This is a genomic window from Acinetobacter sp. C15, from assembly GCF_013420645.1.
Taxonomy (GTDB): Bacteria; Pseudomonadota; Gammaproteobacteria; order Pseudomonadales; family Moraxellaceae; genus Acinetobacter; species Acinetobacter indicus.
This window is the reverse complement of record NZ_VOXR01000047.1, coordinates 1-18,543: the sequence shown is the minus strand read 5'-3', so window position 1 is coordinate 18,543 and position 18,543 is coordinate 1. Positions and strand designations below refer to the sequence as shown.

Sequence of the window (18,543 nt, the reverse complement as noted above, 5' to 3'; positions counted from 1 at the left end):
TTTTGTCTGATTTGTCAGAGCTATCTAAAGTGGCCACTAATTCGATTGGACCTTCAAGGCGTTCTAACAAGGCTTTTAATTGGGCTGTGGTATTTTGATCTAACATTGCTAACGTCTCCAGAGGAGTAAAATGTATTTGATAAAGACATGATAGGAGAAAATATTTAATTGGTGAAACGGTTTGTTTTTATTAAAACAATCGGTTTTTTAAATCAAATAATAAAAATCATGTATTTATGCAGAAGTTGCACATAAAAATGTATGGCTTTATCTTCTAAGATGTGGCTTGTCACTGGAATTTTCAAGAATTGACAATAAGAAAATCAAAGATTTGCTATTTGTGACTAAAACTAGGCATTATCCTGAGCAATGGCATTTAAAATTACAAAGGTGAGTATCAAGATGAGTTTAAGCCGAGGCATTTATCAGCATTATAAAGGGCAGTTGTATCAGGTGTTGCATGTGGCCACGCACAGTGAAACCGAGGAAAAGCTGGTGGTCTACCAGTGTTTATATGGTGATTATTCCATTTGGGTTCGACCACTGAGCATGTTTACCGAATCGATCAGTCTGGAAGATGATCGTGAATTACCGCGTTTTAAACTGGTTCAGGAAATGATGTGAGAGGTGAAATTGCTGCACCTCAATTCAAGGTCGCAACGAGACCTTGTTAAAGTGTAAATCGTACTCCAGATATTTTTGCACAAAAGCAGCTTTATCATGACTGCGTAGCAGATTGTTATAGATAAATTCTGGCACAGGATGATAAAGCTCTGCCAACCCATTGTTATAAAATATTTTTAAGTAGCGTGTTGAGGTATTGTATTTGCAGAAGGTTACAGTCAGGACAGTTTCCATTAGCCATTCCTCCTTTATTGTGTTTGGAATCGTTATAGTTTGACCATATGCCAAATGCAGAGCCGGATGTATTACTGATTTGTAAGAATTTTCAACTTTATCCGCGAAAGTCGAGTGTTGTGTGCCAACACTCCCGGTCAAAGCGCAGCGTATGGGGACAATCTGCACCACGGTTGCAGCAACACTAAACATTCACTGCAAAAAACTACACTCAGAAAAATCAGAATCTTCTAAGCTTAGCGGCATCTCTGTAATAAAAACAATCGACTGAGCCATTCTCATGCAACTTTTTCAGTGCAGTTATTGTCAGCATCCGATTTATTTCGACAATACCCAGTGTACTGTGTGCCAGCATCATTTAGGTTTTGATGCGCAATATATGCATATGCTGGCGTTGCAACCGGGTCAGCGGGCAGGGGAATTTGTTGAAGCGGTCACGCAAAAGGCTTACCGTTTTTGCCAGAATCATCAGCATCAGGTCTGTAACTGGATTATTCCGTTTGACAGTCCGGAGCAGTTTTGTCCGGCCTGCCGTTTAAACCGGATTATCCCGGATTTAAACCAGCCGCAATATTACTGCCGCTGGCAAAAAATCGAGTTGGCCAAGCATCGCCTGGTCTATGCCTTGCTGCGCTGGAATTTGCCTTTACTGAGCAAGCTGGAAAGTCCTGAACGTGGGCTGGTGTTCGACTTTAAGGCCAATCCGAATGATGATCGTGCTCCCAAAGTCATGACCGGCCATGCCAGCGGGGTGATTACTTTAAATATTGCCGAAGCCGATGATGTCGAGCGGATGATGGCCAAGCAGAATATGGCTGAAGTGTACCGGACCTTGTTGGGGCATTTTCGGCATGAAATTGGCCATTATTATTGGGATGTTCTGGTGGCCAACAGTGATTATCTGGCACGCTTTCGGCAACTTTTTGGGGATGAGCGCGCCTGTTATCAGCAGGCGGTGAAGGACTATTATCAGCACGGCGCACCAAGCAACTGGATGGATGCCTATATTAGTGCCTATGCCACCATGCATCCGTGGGAAGACTGGGCGGAAAGCTGGGCGCATTATTTACATATTGTTGATGTGCTGGAAACGGCAACTTCTTTTGGCATGAGTATTCATCCGCAAATTGTGCATGAAGAGCAGCATTTTATGTACTTCAAGCAACGTGAAAATCCGTATTTTTTGACCGACTTTAACGAGATTTTTCAGGCCTGGTTGCCAGTGGCTTTTGCCATGAATAGTGTGAATCGGAGTATGGGGCAGGAAGATTTTTATCCCTTTGTGATTAGTCCGAAGGTGATGGAAAAATTACAACTGATTCATCAGGTGATCCATGGTTTGCCGCCAGTTTCGGACAATCCAATTCCTGTGGATGGTTAATGCTTGATCCATCATCAAACCCTCATCTATCATAAAATCATCCCACCTTATAAACGGCGGCATTGTCCTGTTTTATCGCCCTGTACCGTGTTACGTCCACCCACCGGTGGTGTCGCGTTATTTTCACATTCCAGATTGCCATCGACCTGATTACGGCTAATATTCAGCGTACCCCGATTGTTTTTGAGCTGGATATTGCCATTTACACGGTTATTGTGCAGCTGGGTCAGCTTGCCGCGTTCCAGTTGAATATTGCCTTCAATGCGGTTATTGGTCGCCACCAGCTGTGCAAAACGGCCTTTGGATTCCAGATTGCCATCAATATGGCTGTTTCGGAGAATGGCTTTGGCACCATCGGCCAGCATGACATTGCCATCGACCTGCACATTAATTAAGGTGCATTGCTTGCCAACGAAAATATTGTCGGAAATCGAACGATCTTTTAAGCTGCCGCTACACTGCACATCAGCCCAGGCCGGCAGGGACAGGGTGGTGAATAAGGCTGCAATTAATAGGGTTTTCATCGGTCTATCCATAGCGCATTTTTCAGTAGCTTAATCAACGCAGATGAAAATAAAAAGAATCTACAGCAGCTAAAATTGAGTAAAAATGTAAGCGCATCAATAAAAAAACCACGCGATCAAGCGTGGTTTTTTTCAATCAGTTTAATCTAATACAGATTAGATTTTACCAACTAGGTCGATTGAAGGAGCAAGTGTTGCGTCGCCTTCTTTCCATTTTGCTGGGCAAACTTCACCTGGGTGAGCGTGAACGTATTGAGCAGCTTTTACTTTGCGAAGAAGTTCTTGCGCGTCACGGCCGATACCACCCGCGTTGATTTCGATGATCTGGATTTTGCCTTCTGGATCGATGACGAAAGTACCACGATCAGCAAGACCGTCAGCTTCAATTAATACTTCGAAGTTTTTAGACAGTGTCCAAGTTGGGTCGCCAACCATTACGTATTGGATTTTTTTGATTTCTTCTGAAGAATCGTGCCAAGCTTTGTGCGTGAAGTGAGTGTCAGTAGAAACTGCATAGATTTCAACGCCTAATTTTTGGAATTCAGCGTAGTTGTCAGCAAGGTCACCAAGCTCAGTTGGGCAAACGAAAGTGAAGTCAGCTGGATAGAAGAATACAACTGACCATTTGCCTTTAAGATCAGCTTCAGTTACTTCAACGAATTGACCGTTGTGGTAGGCATTTGCTTTAAATGGTTTAACTTCAGTATTAATTAAGCTCATCATTGTCTCCATGATTGAGGTTTGTTTTGAATTTCAATTAGATTATAGAAATTTGCTTTATTGCTGAAATGGTATTTTTACATTACCACCATCGGAAAAACCGAATTGATGATTGTTTAAGCCATATTCAGGCGGTGTGTATTATTATGTAGCCGAAAAATATGATGACCACATGACAATTAAAAAGTACACCTTTTTCATTCCTCATCAAACATGATGTCAAGCTCGGTAAAATTCAAGGGTAAAGCAAAAATATTTTTTATTTTTAGGCAGACTGCTTGGAAATGTTCGTCATCGTCACAATCTAGAAGCCACCGTACTCAGTTTGCGGACAGCGGATTCGCTGCAAAAGCAGACAGGCTGGAGGGTCTGTTCGTTCATTTCATGGGCGGATTCTTCCGCTGGCTGTCATTACAGCGTAAAATAGCCGATTGATATTTTTTTATTTAAATTAGGAATCTTGTTCTGTGCAGAGTCATTTAAATGTAGATCAACTCGTTATGGCGCGTGACCGTCATCGTTTAAATCGACTGCGTAAAGGAAAAGATGCAAATGAAAAACAATATTCTGAGCTATTTGAAAAATCCAATCTGAAAGTTCGGGAACGCCTGGGCCGTATTCCAAACATCAAACTGAATCAGGATTTGCCGGTCACCCAATACGCCGACAAGCTGGTTGAGGCAATTCAAAAACATCAGGTGATTATTGTGGCGGGGGAAACCGGTTCGGGGAAAACTACCCAGTTGCCGCAAATTGCCATGCTGGCCGGGCGCGGTTTAACCGGTCTGATTGGTCATACCCAGCCGCGTCGTCTGGCCGCGCGCAGTGTCTCGCAGCGGATTGCCGAAGAAGTCGGTGAAAAACTTGGTGAATCCATTTCCTTTAAAGTCCGTTTTAATGAACAGGGCTCGCAGGATTCGCTTGTCCGCTTAATGACCGATGGTATTTTATTGGCAGAGCTGGCCAATGACCGTTACTTAAGCAAATACGACACCATTATTATTGATGAAGCGCATGAACGTTCCCTGAATATTGACTTCATCATGGGTTATTTAAAGCAGCTGTTGCCACGGCGTAAAGATCTCAAAGTCATCATTACCTCAGCGACTTTGGACGTAAACCGTTTCAGCAATTACTTTAATGGCGCGCCGATTTTTGAAGTCGAAGGGCGCAGCTATCCGGTTGAGGTACGTTACCGTCCCATTTCCGAACTGAGCATTGGCGGCAGTGATGATGATGAGTTTGATGACTTTGAAGAAAACCTGCCGCGTGCAGTGGTGCAGGCGGTGGAAGAATGCTTTGCCGATGCACAGGAAAAAGGTCATCCTGAACATGCCGATATTCTGGTGTTTGCCAGCACCGAGCAGGAAATCCGTGAATTACAGGAAACCTTGATCAAGCATGGCCCGCGCCATACGGAAGTGTTGCCGCTATATGCACGTCTGGCCCTGGCCGAGCAGCAGAAAATCTTTAATCCATCGGGCGGTGGCCGACGGATTATTATTGCTACCAACGTCGCGGAAACGGCGTTAACTGTACCGAATATCCGCTATGTGATTGACAGTGGTTTTGCCCGGATTTCACGTTATAACTATCGTTCACGTGTACAGCGTCTGCCAATTGAAGCAGTTTCGCAAGCCGCAGCCAACCAGCGTAAAGGCCGTTGTGGCCGTATTGCACCGGGTGTCTGTATCCGTCTGTATTCGGAAGAAGATTTCTTAAGCCGTCCGGAATTTACCGAACCGGAAATTAAACGCACCAACTTAGCTTCGGTGATTTTGCAGATGCAAAGTCTGGGCCTCGGTTCGCTGGAAGATTTTGATTTTATCGAGCCCCCAGATCATCGACTGGTCAATGACGGCCGCAAGCTTTTGATTGAGCTTGGCGCAATGACGGAGAAGAAAGCGAATCCGTCTAAAGCGACTGACGAAAATAATAATCTCCCTCTGTCTAAAAGAGGGGTTGGGGGAGATTCCTTAACCAAAATTGGCCAGCAAATGGCAAAAATGCCGATTGATCCACGTCTGGCACGAATGATTCTGGGCGGGGCACATTTTGGTGCCTTAAATGAAATTCTGGTAATTGTGGCGGCACTGGCGGTGCAGGACCCACGGGAACGCCCGGCCGACAAACAGATGCAGGCCGATCAAAAACATGCCTTGTTCCGTGAAGCCGATTCCGATTTCCTGTTTTATCTCAAACTCTGGGATGCCTTGCTGGCCAATCGTGACTTGAGTGAAAACAAGCGCCGAAGCTTTGCCCGTAACCATTTCCTGAGCTGGTTACGTTTACGTGAATGGAAGAAAACCCATGAGCAGCTGGTCGATCTGGCACAGGGGTTAAAACTGTCTTTCAATGAAAAGAAAGCCAGTTATGAAAATCTGCATCGGGCTTTATTAACCGGACTGTTATCGTTTATTGCCAATAAAACCGATGAACGTAATGTGTTTATGGCAGTGCGTCAGCAAAAAGCGCGGGTTTTCCCGGCCTCAACCTTGCATAAGACCAATACCCCGTGGGTGATGGCTTTTGAGATGGTGGAAACCTCACAGGTGTATTTGCGAACCCTGGCCAAAATTGAGCCGGAGTGGATTCTTCTGGCGGCGCGTGATCTGTTAAAACATCATTATTTTGAACCGCACTGGTCGAAAAAAGCCGGAGTGGTCAATGCCTATGATCAGATTTCACTGTTTGGTTTAATCATTGAACCGAAACGTCAGGTGAATTATGAAAAGGTCGATCAGCCGGCGGCGCATGAGATTTTCCTGCGCGATGCCTTGACTACCGGTAACCTGGGAATTATGCTGCCGTTCTTAAAGCATAATTTACTCAAACTGGAAGAAGTGGAGCGGGTCGAAGACAAGCTGCGCCGCCGCGATCTGGTGGTAGATGAAGAAACCATCTATCAGTTCTATGCCGCAAAAGTGCCGACAGATGTGGCCAGCCGCCGTTCTTTTGAAGACTGGCGCGCGACCGTCGAGCCGAAAGAGCCACGTTATTTATTTGTTGATGATGATGCCTTGTGGCTGAATGATCGCCCGACCACGCAGCAATTCCCGGATTATCTGCGTAATGGCGAATTGCGTCTGGCGGCCAGCTACCGTTTTGATCCGAGCCATGATGAAGATGGCGCAACGGTAAAAATTCCGGTTCAGGCCCTGCCACAGGTCGATGAAAACATCTGGTCCTGGGGGATTCCGGGCTGGCGTGAAGAGCTGATTGAAGCGCTACTTAAAGCCTTACCGAAAGATAAACGCCGTAACCTGGTGCCAATTCCGGATACCGCGCGCAAACTGAGTGCACGAATTGATGCGACGCATCTGCGTGAGCATATTTTCAGCTTCCTAGCTTTTCAGCTGCGCGGCGATCAGATCACTGAAAAAGACTTTAGCTTTGAACGGATCGATCAGTATCTGCTGCCGTTTATTAAAGTGATTGATGAAAAAGGCCGGGTCATCGAACAGGGCCGTGACCTGAGCGAGCTGAAAGCCCGCTGCCGTACCGAAACCCATAGTCCGGTGAAACAGCTGAAAGGTGAATTTAAAACCTTCCCGGACAACTTTGTGTTTGAAGCCTCGCAAAAAGTCACTGGTGTGGTGGTCAAGCAGTATCAGGCGCTGGTACCGACCAAAGACTTTGCTGCGCTGGAACAGAAAGATGAATCGGGTGTGGTGATTCAAACCTTTAATGATCAGGCAGAGGCTATTAAACAGCATCGGGCCGGGGTGATTCGCCTGATTCATATGCAGCTGGGTGATTTAATCCGCCAGCTGAAAAAACAGATTTCTAAACCGCTGGCGCTGGCTTATTCTCCGTTGGGCGATAAAGCACAGCTGGAACAGATGCTGGTCTATGCCACCTTGCAAATGTCAATTGATGACTTGCCAGTCAACGCTGAACAGTTCCAAACGCTACTACTTGAGGTAAAAAAATCATTCCTCAGTCGTGGACAGCAAGCGCTGCTCAGCTTTAATGAGATTTATATTCAATGGCAGGATATCCGCCGTAAACTGCTGATGCTGGATGAGTCGGTCTTTGCCAAAAATATGGATGATATTGAAGATCAGCTGGACCTCATGAACCTGGCTGATTTCGTGTATAGCAAGCCAGCAGACGTCTGGAGCGAATATCCACGTTATCTGAAAGCGCTGGTGCTGCGTCTGGAGCGTTTGCCGAATAACCTGCAACGTGATGATGCCGCCATTGTGCAGATTGACCCGTGGATGGACAAACTGTTCAAGTTTAAAAATGACAGCCGCTTGAAAGAATTGTACTTTATGGTAGAGGAGTTACGTATTTCGTTATTCTCGCAGCCAATGAAGACCAAGATGCCAATTTCGCCAAACCGGCTACAAAAAGTATGGGAAAAGCTGGGAATCGGTTAAGATAGAGTGAATTTCAAAAAGGAGTTTTACATGGGCATTCGCATTACCGGTACGGGCTTATTCCATCCTGAAGATGTCATTACCAATGAAGAGTTAGTTGAAAGTTTAAATGCTTATGTGGAACAGTATAACTCGGCCAATGCTGACAAAATTGCAGCGGGCGAGTTAGAAGCACGCCGTGGCTCAAGTGCAGAATTTATTGAAAAAGCCTCTGGCGTGAAACGTCGCTACGTGTCAGAGAAAACCGGTCTGCTTGATCCAAACCGTTTACGTCCACATTTAAAAGAACGCGCTGATGATGAAATCTCGCTTCAGGCCGAGTGGGGCGTAATTGCAGCCAAACAGGCAATGGAAAATGCCGGTGTCACGGCTGAAGACATTGATGTGGTGATTCTGGCCTGCTCGAATATGCAGCGTGCCTATCCGGCGGTGGCCATTGAAATTCAGACTGCACTCGGGATTCAGGGCTATGCCTATGACATGAACGTGGCCTGTTCAGCAGCAACCTTTGGTTTAAAACAGGCGTATGATGCCATTAAAAGCGGTGCGCGCCGTGTCTTGCTGGTGAATGTCGAAATTACATCGGCACACAATGATTTCCGTTCGCGTGACAGCCACTTTATTTTTGGCGATGTTGCCACTGCGTCAATTATTGAAGACACCGACAGCAAAACCGGTTTTGAAATTGTGGACACTCAGTTATTTACCCAGTTCTCGAACAACATCCGTAACAACTTCGGTTTCCTGAATCTGTCTGAAAATGCCGATATTGATGACAAGCGTTTCCGTCAGGACGGCCGTAAAGTCTTTAAAGAAGTGTGTCCACTGGTTGCGAAAATGATTACCGCGCAGCTGGAGAAAAATGCGATTGCACCAGCCGATGTAAAACGTTTCTGGTTGCATCAGGCCAATGCCAGCATGAACGAACTGATTCTGAAACTGGTGGTTGGTAAAGCGGCTGCGGAAGCAGATCCGGCGTTGGTGCCAATTATTCTTGATGAGTTTGCCAATACTTCATCTGCCGGGGTCATCATTGCCTTGCATCGTACTGCGCATGAAGTGAATGATGGCGAATATGGCGTGTTATGTTCATTTGGTGCCGGCTACTCGGTGGGCTGTATCCTGGTACAAAAACACGTGGTTTAAGGGGTAGAGATTGCAGGTCCAGCATGATGCAAAATGGATCAAGACGCTGAGCGCCTTATCTAAACGCTATTTCACGCCGACCTTTTTAGGCAGTGAATATATTGATGCATCCCGACCTGCCATGTATGTGGGCAATCATTCCCTTTACGGGATTTTTGATGCCCCCGTTATTATTGATTATCTGTTCAATGAACATCAGGTGGCTGTGGTTAGTATTGCCGACCACAGCCATTTTTATTTGCCAATCTGGCGCGATATTGTCAAAAAGTTCGGCGCAGTCGATGGCCAGCGTGAATATGTGCGTGCCTTGATGCAGCAGGGCTATTCGATTCTGGTCTTTCCGGGTGGCGGACGTGAAGTGCTGAAACATCCGGGTGAGCAGTATCAATTGATCTGGAAACAGCGCTACGGCTTTTTACAGTTGGCACAGGAATTTCAGTACGACATTATTCCTTTTGCTGCCTTTGGCCCTGATGATATTTTCGAGTTTGGTTTTGATGCCAGAACCGTGGTGCAGCATCGTCTGTTTCAGAAACTGCTCAAAGTCCCTCAACTGGATAAATTATTACGTCATGGCGATGTGATTCCATCATTACCGAAACACCTGATTCCCAAGCGGGTACCTTTTTATTTTCAGTTTTTGCCACCGGTAGAGGTCGGGCAGAGATTAGGTTCTGAAGATTTGACCACGCTGCGAGAAGAAATCGCCCAGCAAATTTACCAGACCTTAGCGCAGCTAAAAGCCCGTTCAACAGGGCACCCATCCTCATAACAGCCGGGATGCGCTTGAGTTTAAGCCCGCACAAGTGATTTTTGATAAAAATAACGAGAAAACTTTATGAAAAATAATGCTTAGGTTAAGATGAACCATCCTTTTATTTGAAGTCTTTTGAACAGCTATGCAACCATTTGTTCTCTATAACTCAGAGCAGCGCAAAAAAGTAGAATTCGTGCCACGCGTCGATGGACAGATCGACATGTATGTCTGCGGTATGACCGTGTATGACTACTGTCATATTGGTCACGCGCGTGTCATGGTTGCATTTGACTACATCATCCGTTTCTTGCGGAGTCAGGGCTGGAAAGTCAAATATGTACGCAATATCACCGATATTGACGACAAAATTATCAAACGTGCCAATGAAAATGGCGAGAGTATTACCGCTTTAACCGACCGCTTTATTCAGGCCATGAATGAAGATGCAGAAAACCTCGGCTGTCTGGCTCCGGATGAAGCACCGCGTGCCACTGACTATATCGACCAGATGCAAAACATGATTGGCAATCTGGTTGACAAGGGCACCGCTTATCCGGCTTCAAATGGTGATGTTTATTTCCAGGTTGAAAAATTTGCAAAATATGGCCGTTTATCCGGTCGTAAACTGGAAGATATGCAGGCTGGTGCTTCAGAGCGTGTCGATGTCGAAGTAGAGAAAAAACATCCATTTGACTTTGTGCTCTGGAAACATGCCAAAGAAAATGAACCGGCTTGGCCATCACCGTGGGGCAAAGGTCGTCCGGGCTGGCATATTGAATGTTCGGCGATGTCGACCTGCTGCCTGGGCAATCATTTTGATATTCATGGTGGTGGTTCAGACCTGATGTTCCCGCATCATGAAAATGAAATTGCCCAGTCTGAAGCCTCTACCGGTGAGCAGTATGTTAATTACTGGATGCATGTGGGCTTTATTAATGTCGATGGCGAGAAAATGTCAAAATCGCTCGGCAACTTCTTCACCATTCGGGAAGTGATGGAGAAATTCCATCCGGAAGTGATCCGTTATTTCATCGTGTCTTCACACTATCGTAGTCCGGTGAACTTCTCGGATGTAGCACTAAAAGAAGCCAAGACGGCGCTGTCCCGTTTCTATCATTCATTTAAAGCCTATCAGGCCGTGTATGGCGACAAGCTGTTAGAAACGCTAGATGACACATTGGTCGAACGCTTTAATACCGCAATGCGGGATGATTTTAATACCGCGGAAGCGATTGCAGTGCTGTTTGAAGTGAATAAAGAACTGAACCGCGCGGTGAAAGAAGAAAATGCCGAACAGGCAGCAATCTTCTATGCTACCTTGCGTCATCTGACCAATATTCTTGGTTTGGTACAGCACAATGTCGATGAATTCCTGAAGTCAGACATTGGCCAGGATGCACTTGGTTTATCTGAAGAACAGATTGAAGATCTGATTCAACAGCGTAAAGATGCCAAAAAAGACAAAAACTTTACCCGTGCCGATGAAATCCGTCAGTCTTTGCTCGATCAGGGCGTAGTGCTGGAAGATACCCGTCAAGGTACCGTTTGGCGTCGTGCTGATTAAATCGCCACTTGGAAGCATAAAGAGTTGACAGTTGTATGAAACTCTCTATAATGCACTTCCATATTGCGGGAATAGCTCAGTTGGTAGAGCACAACCTTGCCAAGGTTGGGGTCGCGAGTTCGAGTCTCGTTTCCCGCTCCAAAATTTTAAAAGCCTCAGTCAAATGATTGAGGCTTTTTTTATGCGTTTTTATCCAGATATGAAACATTATCCATTATCTACACTCAAACTTAGCTTAACTGCCTGAGCTAAAAAATGAGACTCATGTTCACCATCTTCCTGTGCTGTGGTTTATCAACAACAGGCGGAATCATGAAGAAATCGTGTGAAATCTTATACATTTAAAAACGTGACATTTGCATAGATATGCTAAAATTGCGAAAATTAATTTCTGCTTGAATGAAGACCGTTCAGCCCTGAACGAAGGTTAAAAATTTGAATTCTGAAAACATGTCAAACCCGATTGATTTTCAAGGTGTGGCGCTCAGTACCTTGCGTATAGAAGAACAAGCTCTGCAAACACTGGCCACACAAATTGACGAGCGCTTTAGCCGCGCCTGCGAAATTATTTTGCAATGTAAAGGCCGTGTGGTGATCACCGGTATGGGGAAATCCGGGCATATTGGCCGTAAAATGGCGGCGACTTTTGCCTCGACCGGTACACCTTCATTCTTTATGCATCCGGGCGAAGCAGGACATGGCGATTTAGGCATGCTGGTACGGGGTGATGTGCTGATTGCCATCTCCAATTCTGGCAAAAGTGATGAAATCATGATGCTGATGCCGCTCATCAAACATCTGCAAGTGCCGTTAATTACCATCAGCGGAGATGACAGCGGCCCAATGCCACAAAATGCCGATGTGGCTTTAACTTTAGGGAACATTCAGGAAGCCTGCCCACTGGGTCTGGCACCGACCTCGAGCACCACCGCAACATTGGCCTTAGGGGATGCACTGGCTGTGGCCTTACTTGATGCGCGTGGGTTTACCGCAGATGATTTCGCCCGTTCCCATCCTGCGGGTGCTTTGGGTAAACGCTTGCTGTTGCATGTCAAACACTTAATGCATACCGGCGCCGAGCTGCCAAAAGTCGCGCCAGAAACCCCAATGAACAAAGTGCTGTATGAAATTTCCGACAAGCGTTTGGGGCTGACCACGGTGGTGGATGAACAGGACACCTTATTGGGAATTTTCACTGATGGTGATTTGCGCCGTTTAATCGACAAACAGCAGGGCTTTGATATTCATCTGCCGGTGGCTGAAGTCATGATCAAGCAGCCTGCGACCATTTCTCAGGAAGCCCGTGCGGTTGAAGCACTGGCACAGTTACGCGATAAAAAAATTAATCAATTTGTAGTGGTCAATGATGCACATCAGGTGATTGGTGTGATCAGTATGCATGACCTGATTCAGGCCGGGGTAAATTAAAAAATGGCATCGTATATTTTATTGGAACAGGCACGTCACGTTGAGGCTTTGGTTTTAGATGTCGATGGTATTTTAAGTGATGGCTTCGTTACCTTAACCAATAGCGGTGATGAAATTAAAAACTTTGATATTCGTGATGGTCTGGGCATGAAACTGGTGCAGCAGGCCGGGGTGAAAGTCATCATCATTACCGGGCGTACCAGCCATATTGTTGAAAAACGTATGAATGCCTTGGGTGTGGACCTGATTTATCAGGGCCGTGAAGATAAAGGCGTAGCTTTACGTGAAGCCTGTGCCCAGCTGAATCTGGCACCAGAAGACTGTCTGTATATGGGCGATGACTGGCCAGATTTATCTGCCTTTGCCATTGCCGGGATGAAAGTCACGGTGCCGAATGGTCATGTTGAAGTGCGTCGTCGTGCTGATCTGGTGACTCAGGCGCAGGGTGGCCGCGGTGCGGTACGTGAAATCTGCGACATGATCCTAATGTCAAAAGGCGTATACGAACAGTTACTTGAAAAGTATACCGCGATCCCTCATTAATAAGATATTCCTCTGATTGAGTTGAGTTAAAACCCCACTTATGGATACCCGAGTTTTATATATTACTGCGATTGCAATTGCAGCTGTAAGTGGTGGTTATTACTATTACAGCGGTAAAGGCAATAAACTGGATACCGAGGGTTCCAGAAGTATGACCTATACGGCGGAGCAGATTAACCTGACTCAAACCGATGAACAGGGGAATTTATATGTTCGCGCTCAGGTTGACCGTTTAGAGCAGGATATGCAAAAGCAGACCTCTCAATTACAGAACCTGAATGCGTCCATGTATAAAGACGGGAAAGTTGATGCCACTTTTTATGCCAAGCAGGCACATGGCTATAATGACAATGAAAAAGTAGTGTTATCTGACCAGGTACGTGCCACCAAAATTTTAGCGCAAGGTCAATTAGAACTGCAGACGACAGAATTGACGGGCTATCCGGACAGTCGGGAAATTGAAACCGATAAACAGGTGATGGTGCAGTCTCCACAAGCTGAATTTGTAAGCCAAGGACTGAAAGCCAATTTGAATGATGGTCAATACGAATTTTTTAATATTCGAGGAACATATGAACGTTAATCCGAAGCTTGCAACACCTCGTACTTTCCTGAAGAAAGCCGCGCTTGTAGGTTTGGCAGTATTGTCCTCAGCTACAGCCTGGGCCTTGCCTTCAGACCGGAACCAGCCAATTACCCTGGTGGCTGACCGTGCGACATTTAATGAGCGTACCGGTATTACCACCTATACCGGTAATGTGATTATCGAGCAGGGCACAATGCGCTTGCAGGCCAATTCAATTGTGGCCAATCTGAACAGTAAAAAAGAAATCAGCACCATTACCGCCAATGGTAGTCCGGCACAGTTCCAGCAAAAGACTGACCCGAATAAAGGTCTGGCCAAAGGTCAGGCGCAGAAAATTGTCTACAATGCGGAAACCGGTATTATTACTTTGTCGGGCGGGGCATTTTTACAGCAGGATGGGGCCAGTATTCGCGGCAATACCTTGCGTTATAGTATGAACAAAGGCGATATTGAAGCCATTGGTACGCCAAACAACACCGGATCATCTTCAGGTCGCGTACAGATTGTGATTCCACCATCCAGTTCAAAATCATTCCCGGGAGCACGCGATTAATGGATCAGGTCGTACAGCCACAAACTCTGACAATCAAACACCTGGCCAAAAACTACAGTAAGCGCTGGGTGGTGAAAGATGTTTCTTTCTGTATGCAAAGTGGCCAGATTGTCGGCTTGCTTGGCCCAAATGGTGCAGGTAAAACTACCAGCTTCTATATGGTGGTTGGCCTGGTGCGTATGGACAAGGGGGAAATTCATCTGGATGAACTGGATTTATCTGACCTGGCCATGCATGAACGTGCGCGCAAAGGCATCGGTTACCTGCCACAAGAGGCGTCAATTTTCAGAAAACTGACCATTGCTGAAAATATCATGTCGATTCTGGAAACCCGTAAAGACTTAAACAAGCAGCAGCGTCAGCAACGTTTAACCGAACTGCTGGCCGACTTTAAAATTACCCATATTAAAGATTCACTGGGCATGAGTGTATCGGGTGGTGAGCGACGTCGTGCAGAAATCGCCCGTGCTTTGGCTGCCGATCCAAAATTCATGTTGCTGGATGAACCTTTTGCCGGGGTAGACCCGATTTCTGTCGGGGATATTAAAGATATTATTAGTACCCTTAAAGATCGCGGAATTGGTGTATTAATTACCGACCATAACGTGCGTGAAACATTGGCAATTTGTGAACGTGCCTATATTGTCAGTGAAGGTGCAGTGATTGCCGAAGGAACTCCACAGGAAATTCTGGAAAATGAAACTGTGAAACAGGTCTACCTAGGTGAAGATTTTAGGGTGTAGTTATTAAAATATACACATCATGGTTCGCTGTGATGTGTGTTTTATCTGTTAAATGTCATAAAGTTGAAAAAATATAAAAAATTAAATTAAAAAAGCATTAAACTTTCACAAAATATTTCATCGTATTCGTTTAATTATAATGATGAGTAATACAAGAGCCGTAATAGGCCAAAAAAATAAAGTTAAGTATATGCTATTTGGGGGAATCTTATTGTTCAGTGGTCTGACGGAACCGTCGATGGCCGAACAAAGTTCCACGCATGAAGATTCATCTTTAAAACAGCATTTTGCCTCTATTTTTAGCCCCCAATCTGACCAGAATTTTAATCGGGTTCGTATTAGTGAGCTGAGCCAGTTTCAGCTCGATACACAAAATATTCAGGAAATGCCCCGGGTAGTGCCAGCATCATCTGTTTCAGAAACTGCGGCATCAGCCCGATCCTCTGTGCAACAGCCTTTGAGTTTTAATGACACCATTCGGACCGCTGTTCAGCGTCATCCTGAAATTTCCCAGGCCATTTCCACTCTGGCAGCCCAGAATGCCAGTATTGATGTGGCGAAGTCCGGTTATTATCCACAATTATCTGGTGGTATTTCCACAGCGGACCTGACCAAAGGCGAGCGCGGCCGTCAGCTGCTGAGCCTGAATGCCACGCAAATGCTCTATGATTTTGGCAAGGTCAAAAGCAGTGTCAATCTGGAACAGGCCCGTTTAGCCGCAGAGCAGGCCAATGTGCTGGTTAGTATTGATGATATTGCTTACCAGACTGCCAATGCCATGATTAATATCAAACGCTATCAGGAAATTACCCGTATTGCCGAAGAGCAGATTCAGGGGATTGCCCGCATTGCGGAAATCACCAATTTACGTGCCGAGGCCGGAATTAGTACCCAGGCCGACCCGATTCAGGCCCGTTCCAATCTGGAAGCTGCAGAAGCCAATTTAATTGTGCAACAAACCCAGCTGCGCCAATTTCAGCAAAAGCTGCGCACCTTGGTCGGGTTTGAGGTTCATCAGCGTAACTGGCAGATTCCAGAGCGGCTGGTGAAAGAGGCGCAATTATATTCAGAGCCGGTTTTCAGCAGATTCCCGGACTAATCGCTGCTCAGGCTGAAGTTGAAGTGGCCAAATTACGCAAGCAGCAATCACGTTTAAGTGCCTATCCCACTTTAAATGTGAAAGGTTCTATAAGTCAGGCCATCAATGGTCGTAATCCAAATAACAATGAAGATGATGGCCTCTATAATTCGATCATGCTGGAAGCCAATAGCAACTTTTATCAGGGCGGCGCAATTGCGTCACAAACCCGGGCGGCCAGTTATGCAGAAGAAGCGGCCAAGGCACGGGTCAATAGTGTGTATCTAGAGGTGCTGGATGAAACCCGCATGCTGCGTGAAGAAATCCAGAACAAGCAGCGCCAGATGAATATTCTGGTCAAGCGTCAGGCCACCACCATCCAGACCAAAGAGCTGTATCAGGAACAATATAAATTAGGCACGCGCTCAGCTGTCGATTTACTGAATGCCGAACAGGCAATTCATAGTGCCGCCCAGGAAATTGAAAATACGCGTTTTGATATTTATGCCGCCATTGCGCGCTATATCTCCATTACCGGACGGACACGCGATATTTATGATTTAAACCATATATCCATTCAGGGGCTTGAAGTTCAGCCATGAGTACTAAAATAAATTATCAACCGTGGCTTCAAGCAGTGCTGAGCATTGCCAAGCATTACCGGATTGAACCATCCGCAGAACGTATCCGCTTGCAGCTGGACTGGAATCCGAACCAGAATATTGATGATATTTTAAATCTGATTGCCCGTCAGGTGGGCCTAAGTCTGCGCAAAACCGACTTTAGCGCCGAAGTGATCAATCCCTGGCGTTTGCCGGTACTGGTTGAATTCCAGGATGGTCAGGTGGGCGTAATTGACAAGGTCGATGCTGAGGGTAACCTGAGTATTCAGTTCAGTGGTGATCAGGGTTTGTCACAAATGCTGGCCAGCGACACCTTGGCTGAGCATGTGCGGCATGTCTATATCCTGCGTCCGGAAAAATCGGTTCCCGATGCGCGGGTAGATGAATATGTCAAACCCTATGAAGACAACTGGTTCTGGTCAATTGTGCTGCGGGACTGGAAACGTTATATCGATGTAATGTTTGCCTCCCTGATGGCCAATATTCTGGCGCTGGCCACCATCCTGTTTTCGATGAATGTCTATGACCGGGTAATTCCGGCACAATCGGTTCCCACTTTGTGGGTGTTGGCAGGTGGGGTGCTGATTGCGGCCATTTTCGAGTTTAGTTTAAGGGTCGCACGGATTTACCTCTCCGATATTATCGGCAAGCGCGCTGATCTGCGTATTTCAGATCGGGTCTATGGACATGCGCTACGGATTAAAAACAGTGAACGCTCTAAATCGACCGGGACCTTTATTTCACAAATTCGTGAACTGGAAGGGGTGCGTGAACTGGTGACGTCGACCACCATTTCTGCAATCGCTGATTTGCCTTTCTTCCTGCTGTTCCTGGGCGTGTTCTGGGTGATTGGCGGGAACCTGTTCTGGGTGATGCTGATTGTGGTACCGCTCATGATTATTCCCGGTATTCTGGCGCAAAAGCCTCTGGCTAAACTGGCTAATGAGGGGATGCGTGAAGGAGCAATCCGCAATGCCATGCTGGTGGAATCGGTACAGGGCATTGAAGACATCAAGTTATTACGCGCCGAAGCCCGCTTCCAGAACCAGTGGAATCATATGAATGAAGTCTCCGCCGATATTGCCATGCGTCAGCGTAAAATTGTTGGGGTGATGACGGCCTGGACCCAGAAAATTCAGGGGCTGACCTTTGCAATTGTGGTGCTGGTCGGCTGTTTTGCCGTGATGGATGGGGAAATGACCACCGGTGCTCTGGTGGCTTGTTCAATTTTATCTTCACGGATGCTGGCACCCATTTCACAGATTGCCGGCGTGCTGGGCCGTTTGCAACAGGCCAAAGTGGCGAAACAGGGATTAGATGAATTAATGAAAAAACCGGTTGATCAGCCGGAACATAGTCACTTAATTCATCGTCCGGTGTTAAATGGTCATTATGAATTAAGCGGGGTCAGCTTTAAATATGGCGAAGATGATCCTAAACCAACCTTGATGGTACCCAAGCTCGAAATTAAAGCCGGTGAAAAAATTGCCATTCTGGGCCGGAATGGTGCCGGAAAGTCTACCTTGTTGCCATTGCTGTCCCACAATTTTTCACAAGAGGAAGCTCATTTGAGCTTCCTCTTGTTTTATGGGTATTTTATCGGGTGAAAATAAAGCTTTTAAAGTTCTTCTTTCAAACAAATTCACTTGAATTA

General features: G+C 46.1%; 14 protein-coding genes, 1 tRNA gene and 3 pseudogenes. 14 read left to right on the top strand and 4 right to left on the bottom strand.

The features are described from left to right. Positions 1-106: pseudogene (locus FTT63_RS13150) on the bottom strand (alkyl hydroperoxide reductase); the annotation flags it as partial. Positions 107-402: 296 nt separating this feature from the next. Between FTT63_RS13150 and FTT63_RS13145 the strand changes: the two are divergent. Further along, a complete protein-coding gene (locus tag FTT63_RS13145) occupies positions 403-624 on the top strand; it encodes a DUF1653 domain-containing protein (RefSeq protein ID WP_005178842.1) in 222 nt (73 codons plus the stop codon). A 24-nt stretch (positions 625-648) separates the two neighbouring features. Here the strand turns inward: FTT63_RS13145 and FTT63_RS13140 are convergent, their stop codons facing one another. Continuing rightward, complete coding sequence (locus FTT63_RS13140; RefSeq protein WP_005178841.1) at positions 649-858, bottom strand: KTSC domain-containing protein; 210 nt, start codon at positions 856-858, stop codon at positions 649-651. Positions 859-1,138: 280 nt separating this feature from the next. Between FTT63_RS13140 and FTT63_RS13135 the strand changes: the two genes are divergently transcribed. Further along, positions 1,139-2,239 (top strand): putative zinc-binding metallopeptidase, encoded by a 1,101-nt coding sequence (locus FTT63_RS13135; RefSeq protein WP_005178839.1) that lies wholly within the window; start codon positions 1,139-1,141, stop codon positions 2,237-2,239. A 47-nt stretch (positions 2,240-2,286) separates the two neighbouring features. On the opposite strand, the gene FTT63_RS13130 is transcribed toward FTT63_RS13135, so the two are convergent. Further along, positions 2,287-2,763 carry a hypothetical protein gene (locus tag FTT63_RS13130; protein WP_005178836.1) on the bottom strand — a complete coding sequence of 159 codons (477 nt, stop codon included), beginning with the start codon at positions 2,761-2,763 and terminating at the stop codon, positions 2,287-2,289. A 156-nt stretch (positions 2,764-2,919) separates the two neighbouring features. Then, positions 2,920-3,483, bottom strand: coding sequence for an alkyl hydroperoxide reductase subunit C (gene ahpC, locus FTT63_RS13125; protein WP_005178834.1), 564 nt, complete (start codon positions 3,481-3,483; stop codon positions 2,920-2,922). A 467-nt stretch (positions 3,484-3,950) separates the two neighbouring features. On the opposite strand from ahpC, the gene hrpA reads away from it, so the two are divergent. The 12 genes and pseudogenes from hrpA to FTT63_RS13065 form a co-directional block, all read left to right on the top strand. Beyond that, positions 3,951-7,868 carry an ATP-dependent RNA helicase HrpA gene (gene hrpA / locus FTT63_RS13120; protein ID WP_180192397.1) on the top strand — a complete coding sequence of 1,306 codons (3,918 nt, stop codon included), beginning with the start codon at positions 3,951-3,953 and terminating at the stop codon, positions 7,866-7,868. Between the two features lie 30 nt (positions 7,869-7,898). After that, positions 7,899-9,014, top strand: coding sequence for a beta-ketoacyl-ACP synthase III (locus FTT63_RS13115; protein ID WP_016659123.1), 1,116 nt, complete (start codon positions 7,899-7,901; stop codon positions 9,012-9,014). A gap of 10 nt (positions 9,015-9,024) precedes the next feature. Next, positions 9,025-9,786, top strand: coding sequence for a lysophospholipid acyltransferase family protein (locus FTT63_RS13110; protein ID WP_168407649.1), 762 nt, complete (start codon positions 9,025-9,027; stop codon positions 9,784-9,786). A gap of 127 nt (positions 9,787-9,913) precedes the next feature. After that, positions 9,914-11,335 (top strand): cysteine--tRNA ligase, encoded by a 1,422-nt coding sequence (gene cysS / locus FTT63_RS13105; RefSeq protein WP_168381398.1) that lies wholly within the window; start codon positions 9,914-9,916, stop codon positions 11,333-11,335. A gap of 65 nt (positions 11,336-11,400) precedes the next feature. Beyond that, positions 11,401-11,476, top strand: a tRNA-Gly gene (locus FTT63_RS13100). Positions 11,477-11,785: 309 nt separating this feature from the next. Further along, positions 11,786-12,763, top strand: coding sequence for an SIS domain-containing protein (locus FTT63_RS13095; RefSeq protein ID WP_005178820.1), 978 nt, complete (start codon positions 11,786-11,788; stop codon positions 12,761-12,763). Positions 12,764-12,766: 3 nt separating this feature from the next. Then, on the top strand, positions 12,767-13,306 hold the full coding sequence (locus tag FTT63_RS13090; RefSeq protein ID WP_005178818.1) for an HAD family hydrolase: 540 nt from the start codon (positions 12,767-12,769) through the stop codon (positions 13,304-13,306). A 40-nt stretch (positions 13,307-13,346) separates the two neighbouring features. Continuing rightward, entirely contained in the window at positions 13,347-13,889 is a 543-nt protein-coding gene (gene lptC, locus FTT63_RS13085; protein ID WP_016659120.1) for an LPS export ABC transporter periplasmic protein LptC, read from the top strand. After that, a complete protein-coding gene (gene lptA / locus FTT63_RS13080) occupies positions 13,879-14,445 on the top strand; it encodes a lipopolysaccharide transport periplasmic protein LptA (RefSeq protein ID WP_005178815.1) in 567 nt (188 codons plus the stop codon). Before lptC ends, lptA begins: the two co-directional genes overlap by 11 nt. Then, complete coding sequence (lptB, locus tag FTT63_RS13075; protein ID WP_075166901.1) at positions 14,445-15,188, top strand: LPS export ABC transporter ATP-binding protein; 744 nt, start codon at positions 14,445-14,447, stop codon at positions 15,186-15,188. The genes lptA and lptB overlap by 1 nt, the downstream gene beginning before the upstream one ends. A gap of 190 nt (positions 15,189-15,378) precedes the next feature. Next, positions 15,379-16,868 (top strand): annotated as a pseudogene (locus FTT63_RS13070) (TolC family outer membrane protein). Further along, a pseudogene (locus FTT63_RS13065) lies at positions 16,865-18,430 on the top strand (ABC transporter transmembrane domain-containing protein); the annotation flags it as partial. The pseudogenes FTT63_RS13070 and FTT63_RS13065, both read left to right, overlap by 4 nt. Between the last annotated feature and the right edge of the window lie 113 nt (positions 18,431-18,543).